12 protein-coding genes are annotated in these 12355 nt (G+C 35.1%); 8 read left to right on the top strand and 4 right to left on the bottom strand.

What is annotated here, in order from left to right:
- The first annotated feature begins 103 nt into the window (after positions 1-103).
- Positions 104-1045: an L-threonine 3-dehydrogenase gene (locus FNW17_RS01150; protein WP_143390032.1), complete on the top strand. Its 942-nt coding sequence runs from the start codon at positions 104-106 to the stop codon at positions 1043-1045.
- 64 nt (positions 1046-1109) lie between these two features.
- On the opposite strand, the gene FNW17_RS01145 is transcribed toward FNW17_RS01150, so the two are convergent.
- From FNW17_RS01145 to FNW17_RS01135, 3 genes are all read right to left on the bottom strand, one after another.
- The gene (locus FNW17_RS01145; protein WP_144070690.1) at positions 1110-2975 is read right to left on the bottom strand and encodes a M1 family metallopeptidase; all 1866 of its coding nucleotides are present in this window, start codon (positions 2973-2975) and stop codon (positions 1110-1112) included.
- Positions 2976-3039: 64 nt separating this feature from the next.
- Positions 3040-4659, bottom strand: coding sequence for a S8 family peptidase (locus FNW17_RS01140; RefSeq protein ID WP_144070689.1), 1620 nt, complete (start codon positions 4657-4659; stop codon positions 3040-3042).
- 72 nt (positions 4660-4731) lie between these two features.
- On the bottom strand, positions 4732-5592 hold the full coding sequence (locus tag FNW17_RS01135) for an MBL fold metallo-hydrolase (RefSeq protein ID WP_143391238.1): 861 nt from the start codon (positions 5590-5592) through the stop codon (positions 4732-4734).
- Positions 5593-5762: 170 nt separating this feature from the next.
- Here FNW17_RS01135 and FNW17_RS01130 point away from each other — a divergent pair, with 170 nt between their 5' ends.
- The 7 genes from FNW17_RS01130 to sufD all read left to right on the top strand — a co-directional run bounded on the left by FNW17_RS01130 (position 5763) and on the right by sufD (position 10729).
- On the top strand, positions 5763-6092 hold the full coding sequence (locus FNW17_RS01130; protein ID WP_144070688.1) for a HesB/IscA family protein: 330 nt from the start codon (positions 5763-5765) through the stop codon (positions 6090-6092).
- Positions 6093-6172: 80 nt separating this feature from the next.
- Positions 6173-7621 (top strand): Fe-S cluster assembly protein SufB, encoded by a 1449-nt coding sequence (gene sufB, locus FNW17_RS01125; protein WP_144070687.1) that lies wholly within the window; start codon positions 6173-6175, stop codon positions 7619-7621.
- 41 nt (positions 7622-7662) lie between these two features.
- Positions 7663-7866 (top strand): DUF2683 family protein, encoded by a 204-nt coding sequence (locus tag FNW17_RS01120; RefSeq protein WP_144070686.1) that lies wholly within the window; start codon positions 7663-7665, stop codon positions 7864-7866.
- Positions 7857-8129 carry a Txe/YoeB family addiction module toxin gene (locus FNW17_RS01115; protein WP_144070685.1) on the top strand — a complete coding sequence of 91 codons (273 nt, stop codon included), beginning with the start codon at positions 7857-7859 and terminating at the stop codon, positions 8127-8129. The genes FNW17_RS01120 and FNW17_RS01115 overlap by 10 nt, the downstream gene beginning before the upstream one ends.
- 12 nt (positions 8130-8141) lie before the next feature.
- A complete protein-coding gene (gene sufC, locus FNW17_RS01110; protein WP_144070684.1) occupies positions 8142-8894 on the top strand; it encodes a Fe-S cluster assembly ATPase SufC in 753 nt (250 codons plus the stop codon).
- Between the two features lie 86 nt (positions 8895-8980).
- Complete coding sequence (locus FNW17_RS01105; protein WP_144070683.1) at positions 8981-9370, top strand: four helix bundle protein; 390 nt, start codon at positions 8981-8983, stop codon at positions 9368-9370.
- 42 nt (positions 9371-9412) lie between these two features.
- Positions 9413-10729 (top strand): Fe-S cluster assembly protein SufD, encoded by a 1317-nt coding sequence (gene sufD, locus FNW17_RS01100; protein ID WP_144070682.1) that lies wholly within the window; start codon positions 9413-9415, stop codon positions 10727-10729.
- A gap of 76 nt (positions 10730-10805) precedes the next feature.
- Here the strand turns inward: sufD and FNW17_RS01095 are convergent, their stop codons facing one another.
- The gene (locus tag FNW17_RS01095) at positions 10806-12227 is read right to left on the bottom strand and encodes a serine hydrolase domain-containing protein (protein ID WP_144070681.1); all 1422 of its coding nucleotides are present in this window, start codon (positions 12225-12227) and stop codon (positions 10806-10808) included.
- Positions 12228-12355 lie beyond the last annotated feature (128 nt).

The following is a 12355-nucleotide window of genomic DNA, read 5'->3' as shown; positions in this document are numbered from 1 at the left end:
ATTTATTCAAGATTATTACTGCTGAATTTCAAAAATTTATGCTTTTTATTGGAAATTTTGATGTTCTAGAAAACAGTATCTTTGTGTATCAAAAAACATTCAGATGAATCCTAAAATACTGATTATAGGTGCTTGCGGGCAAATTGGCACAGAGTTAACTCATAAACTTAGAGCTATTTACGGAACTCAAAATGTTGTCGCTTCTGATATTCGAAAGCTGAATAACGACATTGTGAATTCTGGGACTTTTGAAGTCATAAATGCGTTGGATTTTAATCAAATTGAGCATCTTGTCGAAGTGCATCACATAACTGACATTTATTTGATGGCGGCATTACTATCGGCAACTGCCGAAAAAAATCCTGCTTTTGCTTGGGATTTGAATATGAATTCGTTGTTTCACGTCTTGAATTTGGCCAAAGCCAAGAAAATAAAAAAGATATTCTGGCCATCGAGCATTGCTGTTTTTGGGCCAACAACTCCACGCGAAAATACGCCACAATACACTATTATGGAGCCTTCGACCGTATACGGTATTAGCAAACAATCTGGCGAAAGATGGTGTGAATATTACCACACTCATTTTGGTGTTGATGTTCGAAGCGTTCGCTATCCAGGATTAATCAGCTGGTCAACTCCACCAGGTGGTGGAACTACGGATTATGCTGTAGATATTTATCATAAAGCCTTGAGCGATGGAAAATATGAGTGTTTTTTATCATCAGAAACCAAAATGCCGATGATGTATATGGACGATGCTATTACAGCGACAATCCAAATTATGAAAGCTCCAGCCGAGCAAATCAAGATTCGTTCTTCCTATAATTTGGCCGCGATGAGTTTTACTCCAACCGAAATTGCTGCGGAAATCCAAAAACATATTCCTGATTTTACCATTTCGTACAATCCTGATTTCCGTCAAGTAATTGCTGATAGTTGGCCTGCAAGTATTGATGATTCTTCAGCCAGAGAAGATTGGAACTGGCATCACGAATTTGATTTAGAAAGTATGACAGTGGATATGTTACAGCATCTTAGAAAATAAAAAATTGCATAAAAAAAGGTCTAACTTCAAAAGCTAGACCTTTTTTGTATTCGTAAAATACCTCCTATTTTATTTCATAAGAATTGTCAGCTTGCTTCACATCAGCCATTAATCTACTTGGATCGATGGTGACTTTTTTGATAGTGTTTTTGTTTTTTGAAATGCTAAAATCATACGTTTGATTTGCCCACGCCCAATCGCTTAAAACTGTTCTTTTTATGGCAGTCCCGACACTTCGGGATGGGTTTTCTTTCTCGAAACTCATCATACGCAACGGAATGTAAAAGCTTTCTTTTGTGCCATCGGTATATTCGACCAAAAGATCAATTGGCATTGGCATTCGACCGATTCTTTCTAAGGTAATTTTACTAGAATTTCCGTTCTCTTTTACTTCCTTAATTCCATAATCAATTGTGTTGGTGGTTTGTGTCCAATCTGTTAAATACCAATCGAGGTTGGCTCCAGAAATCCGCTCTGCAGTTCTCTTGATGTCATTTGGTGTTGGGTGTTTGAATTTGAAATCCTGAAAATATTTTTTTAAAGTTTTTGATACATTCTCTTTTCCAATCACATATTCTAATTGTGTCAAGAAAATTTCACCTTTATAGTAAGAAGAAATGCTGTAAGGTCTGTTTTCGTCATAACGGTCTCCGTGTGTAGTTTGCGATTGTTCTTTGCCTGATTCTATTAGTTTATAATAGGCTTTATAGGAATCTTCAAAAGGATTTTCCTTTTTATTGACCCTCAAATCATTCAATGCCAAATCTTCTATATAAGAAGTAAATCCTTCATCCATCCAAGGATGTTTGCTCTCATTGGATGCTAAAATATGTTGAAACCAAGAATGTCCCAACTCATGTGTTGCCGTGCCAACAATTCCCTCAAATTTACCGTTTCCAAGCATCAAAGTACACATCGCATATTCCATTCCACCATCGCCACCTTGAATAAAAGAATATTGTTTGTAAGGATAATTGCCAATTTTTTTATTGTAAAAATCCATTACATATACCATCATTGGCTGCAAAGCTTTCCAGTTATCAATAATCTCTGAATTGTTTTTATAAAGGAAATGCAGATCAACATTATTAGGTCCTTTGACTAGATCATGAAGATAATTTTTATCGGCAGCCCAAGTAAAATCGTGCACCATTGGCGCATAAAAATGCCAAGTCAAGGTTTTAGTATTCTTTGGATACACAACATTAATTCCTGCATCTTGATATCCGTAACCTATTTGGTTTTTATTTTGCAAATAGCCCGATCCGCCTAAAATATATTCCTTATCAATTGTTATATTCACGTCAAAATTCCCCCAAACTCCGTGAAATTCTCTTGCAATATAGGGATCGGCATGCCAACCCTCAAAATCGAATTCGGCCATTTTAGGATACCATTGCGCCATCGACAATTCGATTCCTTCAACATTATTTCTGCCTGAACGACGAATTTGAACTGGAACCTGTCCGTCAAAATCTAAGGTGAAAGTCGTTTTCGTGTTGGGTAAAATGGGTTTTACCAAAGTCACTTCGAGAATGGTTCCCACAGTTTTTACATTGGCAACCACGCCATCTTGCTTGAAATTTGAAATATTCAAATAGCCAATTTCATCGGGTTTCAAAGTTTTGATTCGGCTTTCTTTCGTTTTGGCAACCATTCTAGCATCTGGATCTTTGATGTTTTGAAGTCGAGCATCCATTTCGCTTCCAGGCTGAAACGCATTGTTGTACAAATGATAAAAAACACGTTTTAAAGTATCGGGCGAATTATTGGTGTAAACTAATTCCTGTTTGCCTTTGTATTGGTAATTTTTGACGTTCATTACAACGTCCATTTTGTAATCGACTTGTTGCTGCCAATAGGTTGAACTTTGAGCCACAAGAGTTTCAAAACTCATTAAAATTAGAGCAATTAAAAAGATTTTTTTCATAGTTGATAAAACAGAAAATGGAAGAGTTTTATCTCTTCCTTTTTAAATTAAAATTAAAATTTTATTATTTTGACATTTTTTCAGCCATCAACAAAGCGTTATAAGCATTGACAATTTTCCCTGATTTAGATAAATTGACAAAAGGACGAACATCGGTAGCTTTTCCGCCAACGATAACATCGGTAGTGATTGCAACTCCAGAATCCATCAAAATGTGTTTCACTTGTTTTGCTGATAATTTTGGATAATAGGAACGAATCAATGCGGCAACACCTGCAACGTTTGGCGAAGCCATTGAAGTTCCTTGCAATAATTTATAAGTATTGTTTGGTGTTGTAGCATAAATTTTTACTCCAGGAGCAAAAACGTCAACATTGATTTTTCCGAAGTTAGAAAATCTTGCAACCACTTTGTCTCCATATTCATAATTCAAAGCTCCAATTGTGATTAAATTGTCTGCGAATTCATTTATTTTATCATCAGAATCGTTCGGATAATTGTTTGCGACATCAATATCTTTTGCGTCATTTCCTGCGGCGTGAACGATTAAAACGTCTTTACTTTCGGCATATTTTATAGCATCATAAACCCATTGTTTGTGTGGAGAAAAGCTTTTTCCAAAACTTCCGTTGATTACTTTTGCACCATTATCAACAGCATAACGAATCCCAAGAGCGATGTCTTTGTCATACTCATCACCATCTGGCACAGCGCGAACAGTAAGGATTTCTACATTATTTGAAATTCCGTCTCCGCCTAATCCGTTGTATCTAACTTGTGCCACAATTCCTGCAACGTGGGTTCCGTGAAGAATTTCTTCTTTGTCTGGTCCCATTACATTATTGTTTCCGTATTTTGTATCGGTAATATCTTCTGGATTGTCTCCTAAAACTTTTCTGTAATTCGTGCTTAGGTTCTCACCATTAATTACTTTATTGTATCCGTCAAGTTCTTTTTGCAATGCTATTTTAAATTCTGGCACAGTCATTCCAAAAGAATTTACACGCTGAATCATCATTTTACTTTTCGAAATCTCAGCATCTTCGGAATTAATTGCATTCACTTCTTCGATTGAATAGCCTGCTTTTCCTAAATATTTTGTCAAAGTTACATCGGCATTCGTAGCATCAGACGACATTCTCTCTAATTGATTTTTTCCGTTTGTAGAGGTTACAATTTTTTTGTCATTCAATGCTTTTGCTTCTTGGTAGGTTGCCTCATCTACAAGGCTTTTATTGACAATAATTCTTTCGTATTCCAAATTTTCTTTAGTAATATCGCCAAGGAAATTCCAACCGTGAATATCATCGATATATCCGTTTTTGTCATCGTCTATTCCGTTGCCAGGAATCTCTTTTTTATTGGTCCAAACAACTGCTTTTAGATCTTCGTGTTCAATATCAACCCCAGAATCTACAATACCTACGATTACTTTTTTACCTTTTTTGTTTTTCAGTAATTCAGCATAAGCTCTATCAACGCTCATTCCTGGTATGGTGTCTTTTATAATGTCTAAATGACTCCAACGGTTTAAATCGGCTTCTTTAAGCGGTGTCTTTTTTTGTACGTTTACTGGCGCTTGAATCATCAACGCAGTGCTATTCGAAGCGTTTTTTGATGCTCCACATCCCGCTAATACCAATACTGCAAAGACAGAGATAAAAATAGGTCTAAAATTATTCATAGTTTAAATTTAAAAAAGTTAAAATTTGACGTAAAAATATCAATTTTGTTACATATCAAAACAAAATTAACATTATTTAAAGATATTCTCGCAAATAAAAACATCTTTCAACCTAACGCCTCTTTCCGTTTGTTCAACAGTTATGATTTCGTTGTGGGCATCGTGCTCCAAAAATAAATAATAATTATTTTCGGCAGCGGCATTCAGGAATTTTGATTTTTCGGGCATTGTCAATAATGGTCTAGTGTCATAACCCATTACGTAAGGTAAGGGTAAATGACCCACCGTTGGCAACAAATCCGCCATAAAACAAATGGTTTTATCTTGGTATTGAATGTGTGGAATCATCATTTTATCGGTGTGCCCGTTTACAAAGAAAATCCCGAAACCCAGCTCTGATTTATCCAACAAATCGGCTTCGGGAAGTTTTAAAAAATTCAATTGCCCACTTTCTTGTATAGGTAAAATATTTTCTTTTAAAAATGAAGCTTTTTCACGAAGATTAGGTTTAGTTGCCCATTCCCAATGGTTTTCGTTTGTCCAATATTTGGCATTTTTAAACGCAACTTCATAACCTGTTTTGTCTTTGTTCCATTGTACGCTACCGCCACAATGGTCAAAGTGTAAATGTGTCAAAAAAACATCGGTAATATCATCGCGATGAAAACCATATTTTGCCAAGGAATTGTCCAAAGAATGCGTTCCCCAAAGCGAATAATAACCAAAAAATTTATCCGATTGTTTGTTGCCCATTCCGTTATCAATCAAAATTAGACGATTTCCGTCTTCGATAAGCAAGCATCTTGCGGCAAGATCTATTAAGTTATTTGAATCGGCAGGATTGGTTTTATTCCAAATGGTTTTTGGAACAACTCCAAACATTGCTCCACCGTCAAGCTTAAAATTGCCGGTTTCAATGGGATATAGTTTCATAAGTTATTTTGTGTAATCAATAGGAAACAAAGTTAGGAAATACATTTACTGATAAAGGAAGCCATATCAACTTTTTCTATCCAATTATAGTTATAAAAATGTTATATGTTTGACAAAAAGCATTAAATGTAATATCTTTGCCCTTTATTTAGACAAATTCTATATAAGCTATGATACAAGTTTCTGATACTGCCAAAAAAAAAATCATCGATTTGATGAAAGATGACGGTTTTGATGCCGCAATAGATTACGTGAGAGTTGGCGTAAAAAGTGGTGGATGCTCTGGATTATCCTACGATTTGAAGTTTGACAAAAACAAAGGAGAAGACGATAAAATATTTGTTGACAATGATATAACAATTGCCGTAGAGAAAAAATCATTCCTGTATTTAGCAGGAACCATTCTAGAATTTTCAGGCGGATTAAACGGAAAAGGCTTTGTTTTCAATAATCCAAATGCAAGTAGAACTTGTGGATGTGGAGAATCATTTTCACTATAGTCAAAAGTGCTAAGCCATAAAATCGTAAGACAAAATGGCTTTGAAATTTTAGACTTTAAAAAACTTTAAGACAAAAAAATATGTCAAAATACACAGAAGACGATTTAAAAATTGAACTCGAAACCAAGGAATACGAGTACGGGTTTTATACTGATTTAGAATCGGAAACGTTTCCAATTGGTTTAAATGAAGATATCGTTCGCGCTATTTCCTTTAAAAAAGGAGAGCCAGAATGGATGACCGATTGGCGCATCGAAGCTTTTCGTGCTTGGGAGCAAATGGTTGAACCGGAATGGGCAAATGTAAAATATACCAAACCAGATTTTCAAGCCATTTCCTATTATTCAGCTCCCAAAGCAGTTGACCCAAATAAAACATTGGACGATGTAGATCCTGAACTTTTAGAAATGTACAAAAAGTTAGGTATCTCTGTCGATGAACAAAAAATGATGAACAATGTCGCGATGGATATTGTTATCGATTCCGTTTCTGTTGCTACAACATTCAAGAAAACATTAGGAGAGAAAGGCATTATCTTTATGAGTATTTCTGAAGCAATAAAAGAGCATCCAGAATTAGTCCGTAAATATATTGGAACGGTTGTCCCACAAAAAGACAATTTTTATGCGGCATTAAATTCGGCTGTTTTCTCTGATGGAAGTTTCTGTTATATTCCAAAAGGCGTTCGTTGTCCAATGGAATTATCAACTTACTTTAGAATCAATCAAGCAGGAACAGGACAATTCGAAAGAACTTTATTAGTTGCCGATGAAGGTAGTTATGTAAGCTATTTAGAAGGTTGTACCGCTCCAAGTCGTGACGAAAATCAATTGCACGCTGCAGTAGTAGAACTAATTGCAATGGATGGTGCCGAAATCAAATATTCAACGGTTCAAAACTGGTATCCTGGAAATAAAGAAGGTATTGGTGGTGTTTTTAACTTCGTAACCAAAAGAGGAATGTGCGAAAAAAACGCAAAAATCTCTTGGACACAAGTAGAAACCGGATCTGCAATCACTTGGAAATATCCATCGGTTATTTTAAAAGGAGATAATTCAGTAGGCGAATTTTATTCGATTGCTGTAACTAATAATCATCAACAAGCCGATACAGGAACTAAGATGATTCATATTGGAAAAAACACCAAATCAACGATTATTTCCAAAGGAATTTCTGCTGGAAAATCACACAATAGCTATAGAGGTTTAGTAAAAGTTGGTCCAAATGCAGACAATGCAAGGAATTTTTCGCAATGCGATTCGCTCTTGATGGGAAATAATTGCAGCGCCAATACTTTTCCATACATCGAAAGTAAAAATCCATCGGCCAAAATAGAACACGAAGCCACGACGAGTAAAATTGGCGAAGACCAAGTTTTCTATTGCAATCAACGCGGAATTCCAACCGAAAAAGCCATTGCCTTAATTGTAAACGGGTTCAGCAAAGATGTGTTGAACAAATTGCCAATGGAATTTGCAGTGGAAGCTCAAAAATTATTGGAAATTTCGTTAGAAGGTTCGGTGGGATAATTTTTGTAAATTTGAATTAACACTATTAAAATACAATAGATATGGAACTCATTTTAAGAAACGTTAAGAAAAAAGATTTTCCAGTATTGAAATCTTTGGCAAAATCATTAGGTTTTGAAATTGAAGAAAAAGACAAACCTTATAATCCTGAATTTGTAAAAGAGATTTTGGAGGCTGAACAAAGTATTCGTGATGGAAAAGGAGTCAGAATAACGATGGAAGAATTGAAAGAGCTATGCAAATAGAATTTTCTGCAAAAGCAAAAGCTGATTTAAATTTTTGGATAAAATCTGGCAACAAACCAATATTGAATAAAATATATTCCTTAATTGAAGATATTCAACTCCATCCTTTTGAAGGAATAGGAAAAACAGAACCATTAAAATATCAATTACAAGGTAGATGGTCTAGAAGAATAAATCAAGAACATCGAATTATATATAAAGTTACAGACGAGAATACAATTGAAATATTAGACATTTTATCACTAAAAGGTCATTACGAATAAACAAAACGAACAATGTTAAGTATAAAAAATTTACACGCCTCTATCGGCGACAAAGAAATCCTTAAAGGAATCAACCTTGAAGTAAAAGCGGGAGAAATCCACGCGATAATGGGACCAAACGGCGCTGGAAAAAGCACACTGGCTTCAATAATTGCAGGAAACGAAAACTACGAAGTGACTGAAGGTGAAATTTCATTAGATGGTGAAGATCTTTCGGAATTAGCTCCCGAAGAAAGAGCGCACAAAGGAGTGTTTTTATCTTTTCAGTATCCTGTTGAAATTCCGGGAGTTTCGGTAACCAACTTTATGAGAACGGCTATCAACGAAACTCGTAAAGCCAACAAGTTAGAAGAAATGCCCGCTAACGAAATGCTGAGATTTATTCGCGAAAAATCGGAATTGTTAGAAATTGACCGTAAATTTTTGTCTCGTTCCCTAAACGAAGGTTTTTCAGGTGGAGAGAAAAAACGTAACGAGATTTTCCAAATGGCAATGTTGGAACCAAAATTGGCTATCCTTGACGAGACTGATTCAGGATTAGACATTGATGCCTTGAGAATTGTTGCGAACGGGGTTAACAAATTGAAAAGCGACAAAAACGCCATCATTGTTATCACACACTACCAAAGATTGTTAGACTATATCGTTCCTGATTTTGTTCACGTATTGTACAACGGTCGAATTGTAAAATCGGGTGATGCGTCTCTTGCTCACGAGCTGGAAGAAAAAGGGTACGACTGGATTAAACAAGAACAAGAAGCGTAATTAGTTTGTTTCAAGTTTTAGGTTTTTTTTGTTTCAAGTTGTGGGACCAGAAACTTGGAGTTTGAAACTTGAAATAAATTTTTATTATGGCTACAATAAATAGATTTGAAGATTTAGAGATTTGGCAGGAATCAAGAAGGTTGGCAAAAGAAATACATATAATTTCTGTTGAAACTGGATTGAAATCGGATTTTAAATTTAAAGCACAAATTAAATCTTCTTCAGGTTCCGTAATGGATAACATTGCCGAAGGATTTGAAAGAGATGGAAATATTGAATTTAGACAATTTTTATCTATTGCCAAAGGTTCTGCGGGAGAGACAAGATCGCAATTATACAGAGTTTTTGATTTTGACTATATAAACGAACAAAGATTCGAAATTTTAAAAAAAGATTATGAAAACTTAAGTGGTAAAATTAAAAACTTTATAACTTATCTAAACAAGAAGGACTTCAAAGGAAATAAGTTCCAATAGGCAAAACCTGAAACTTTAAACTTTAAACCTGAAACAAAACTAATGGAATTAAAAGAAAAATTACTATCGTCTTTTATGGCTTTCGAAGAGCAAGTAGATGTTCATTCTGAACTTCACGATCTAAGAACTTCGGCCTTGAAAAACTTTGAAAATAAAGGTTTCCCGACCAAAAAAGAGGAATCTTGGAAATATACTTCGCTAAATGCTATCTTGAAAAATGACTTTACAGTGTTTCCAAAACACGAAAACTCAATTGAATTCAAGGATGTGAAAAAATATTTCATCCACGAAATAGACACTTATAAAGTGGTTTTTATTGACGGTGTTTTTAGTTCCAATTTGTCAGCCACGACACACGAAGGACTTGATATTTGCTTGATGTCATCGGCATTAAACAAGCCCAAATATAAAATGGTTATTGATACTTATTTCAACCAAATTGCCAGCAAAGAAGAGAGTTTAACCTCTTTGAATACGGCTTTTGCCAATGAAGGAGCCTACATCAATATCCCTAAAAGTAAAGTTGTACTAAAACCAATTGAAATTATGTATTTCTCGACAGGATCCGAAGCTGCACTTTTGGCTCAGCCTAGAAACCTAGTAATTGTTGGAGAAAATTCACACGTTCAAATCATCGAAAGACACCAAAGTTTGAACGAAAATCCGGTTTTGACCAATTCGGTTACCGAGATTTTTGCACAAAAACGGGCTATCGTAGATTATTATAAAATTCAGAACGACAATAACGAAGCCAATTTAATTGACAACACTTACGTTTCTCAAAAACAAGAAAGTCACGTTTCTGTTCAGACCTTCTGTTTTGGAGGGAATTTGACTAGAAACAACCTGAATTTCTATCATTTTGGCGAAAGGTTGACTAGTACGCTAAACGGAATCACGATTATTGGTAGCAAACAACACGTAGATCATTATACTTTGGTGCATCACGCTGCGCCAAACTGTGAAAGCTTTCAAGATTATAAAGGAATTTTTTCGGATAATTCTACTGGGGTTTTCAATGGAAAGATTTTCGTTGAAAAAGAAGCACAAAAAACCAATGCATTCCAGAAAAGCAACAACATTTTATTAGGAAACAAATCTACTATTAATGCTAAACCACAATTAGAGATTTTTGCCGATGACGTAAAATGTTCTCACGGTTGTACCATTGGACAATTAGACGAAACCGCAATGTTTTATATGCAACAACGCGGAATTCCTAAAAAAGAAGCCAAAGCATTATTGATGTACGCGTTCTCGAATGCTGTAATCGAAAGTATCAAAATACCAGAATTAAAACAACGAATTACCAAAATTATCGCCGACAAATTAGGCGTGAAAATTGGATTTGATTTGTAGTTTTAACCGCAAAGTTCACTAAGGTTTACGCAAAGGGCACAAAGTTTATTACAGAACTTTGTGCCCTTTGTGATTTTTACTTTGTGTGCTTTGAGGTTGATTTTTTGTTTTGCATCATTCTTAAACTTTCTTTTAAATAAGAATCATCATCAATTACTCTTAAACTCCCCACAACCTCTATCAAAAACCTATTAAAATCAAACTTGGCGTCTTCTGTTAAACCCATTCGAACAATAACCAAATCCTGTGACGGAATGATAAAGACTTTTTGCCCTTGATACCCATTGGCAGAATACAAATCCCGTGGTGCATCTGGATAATACCCTCCGGCATTGAGCCAAAAGTGTGCGCCATAATCTCCCTTGGAACCATTAGTTGGTGTGGCTACATATTTGGCCCAATTTTCATCAAATAATTGCTCTCCGTTCCAATTGCCTTTATGCAAATACAGTAATCCAAATTTTGCCCAATCACGTGTTGTTGCCCAGCAGTAAGACGAACCCACATAATTTCCTGCCATATCTGTTTCGACCACCATCGAGTTCATTCCAATCTTATCAATCAAAGCCGAATACCAAAAATCTAAATATTCCTGATGCGTTTTGAATTGTTTTCGCAAAATTCCAGAAAGTAAATTAGACGTTCCGGAAGAATAATTCCAATGTGTGTTGGGTTTGAATTGTGCGGGTTTTATCAGTTGAGATTGGCTCATATCCTCAGCTTGAAAAAGCATTTTGGTGGCATCACAAATTTTATCATATTTCTCTTCCCATTCTAAGCCAGAGTTCATATGAAGCAAATCATTGATGGTGATTTTTGCTCGTTCATCATTTGCCCATTCGGCGATTGGAGCGGGTTTATAAATATCAATTTTTCCTTGTTTTTGCAAAATTCCATATAGTGTGGCGGTAATACTTTTGGTCATCGACCAACCTAATATTTTAGAATTTTTGTTAATTCCTTCAGCGTATTTTTCGGCAATGATTTTGTCTTTGTAAATCACCAAAACCGAACGTGTTCTTTTGTTTATTTCACCTTTTTTGTCAAAAGCTTTGGCGACAGCCGCATTCAATTTGGCATAATCGATATTATCAAAAACGGTGTCTTTTGGCTCATTATTTCCGTATGGAAAAGGTAAATTATTTTTGAGTTTGGTTCTTTTTGGAACTTCATACGGTTTCGAAACATCAAACTCATTGTTGATTAATGTCGCTCCCAAACCTTCACGGTAAATGGCTTTTCGCTCTTTCAAACCAAAAACTGTAGCAGTGGCATATTTTTCCGTCTCATTAATTGAATTCTTTGCCCAATCAATTTTTGGAATATCATTGTCGTTGTTTTCAATCAGTTCTTGCGAACGATTATCGATAAAATGTCCCGAAGCCATACTTTTGGCCGAAAATCCAGAGATTAAATCCAGTTTGAAATATGTCGTATATCCAAAATAAACCAAAAACACTAAAAGTGTTACCCCAAGAATTTTGAATATTTTTTTCATTTGAAGCTAATTTTAAAGCAATTTAACAAAAATCAGTATAGATAAAACATATTGGCAATAAATTTAAACAGTTAAAAATTGTGAAATGGGTGTTATAAAACAATTCTATATTCACTACTTTTGTATTT

The organism is Flavobacterium franklandianum (assembly GCF_007097365.1).
GTDB classification, from domain to species: Bacteria; Bacteroidota; Bacteroidia; order Flavobacteriales; family Flavobacteriaceae; genus Flavobacterium; species Flavobacterium franklandianum.
The sequence above is the reverse complement of the archived record's forward strand: the minus strand, read 5'-3'. Positions and strand labels throughout refer to the sequence as shown.

What these genes read in the sequence shown, in the direction of transcription:
- FNW17_RS01150 (WP_143390032.1), top strand. Translation starts at nt 104, where the DNA reads ATGAATCCTAAAATACTGATTATAGGTGCTTGCGGGCAAATTGGCACA.
- FNW17_RS01145 (WP_144070690.1), bottom strand. Translation starts at nt 2,975, where the DNA reads ATGAAAAAAATCTTTTTAATTGCTCTAATTTTAATGAGTTTTGAAACT.
- FNW17_RS01140 (WP_144070689.1), bottom strand. Translation starts at nt 4,659, where the DNA reads ATGAATAATTTTAGACCTATTTTTATCTCTGTCTTTGCAGTATTGGTA.
- FNW17_RS01135 (WP_143391238.1), bottom strand. Translation starts at nt 5,592, where the DNA reads ATGAAACTATATCCCATTGAAACCGGCAATTTTAAGCTTGACGGTGGA.
- FNW17_RS01130 (WP_144070688.1), top strand. Translation starts at nt 5,763, where the DNA reads ATGATACAAGTTTCTGATACTGCCAAAAAAAAAATCATCGATTTGATG.
- sufB (WP_144070687.1), top strand. Translation starts at nt 6,173, where the DNA reads ATGTCAAAATACACAGAAGACGATTTAAAAATTGAACTCGAAACCAAG.
- FNW17_RS01120 (WP_144070686.1), top strand. Translation starts at nt 7,663, where the DNA reads ATGGAACTCATTTTAAGAAACGTTAAGAAAAAAGATTTTCCAGTATTG.
- FNW17_RS01115 (WP_144070685.1), top strand. Translation starts at nt 7,857, where the DNA reads ATGCAAATAGAATTTTCTGCAAAAGCAAAAGCTGATTTAAATTTTTGG.
- sufC (WP_144070684.1), top strand. Translation starts at nt 8,142, where the DNA reads ATGTTAAGTATAAAAAATTTACACGCCTCTATCGGCGACAAAGAAATC.
- FNW17_RS01105 (WP_144070683.1), top strand. Translation starts at nt 8,981, where the DNA reads ATGGCTACAATAAATAGATTTGAAGATTTAGAGATTTGGCAGGAATCA.
- sufD (WP_144070682.1), top strand. Translation starts at nt 9,413, where the DNA reads ATGGAATTAAAAGAAAAATTACTATCGTCTTTTATGGCTTTCGAAGAG.
- FNW17_RS01095 (WP_144070681.1), bottom strand. Translation starts at nt 12,227, where the DNA reads ATGAAAAAAATATTCAAAATTCTTGGGGTAACACTTTTAGTGTTTTTG.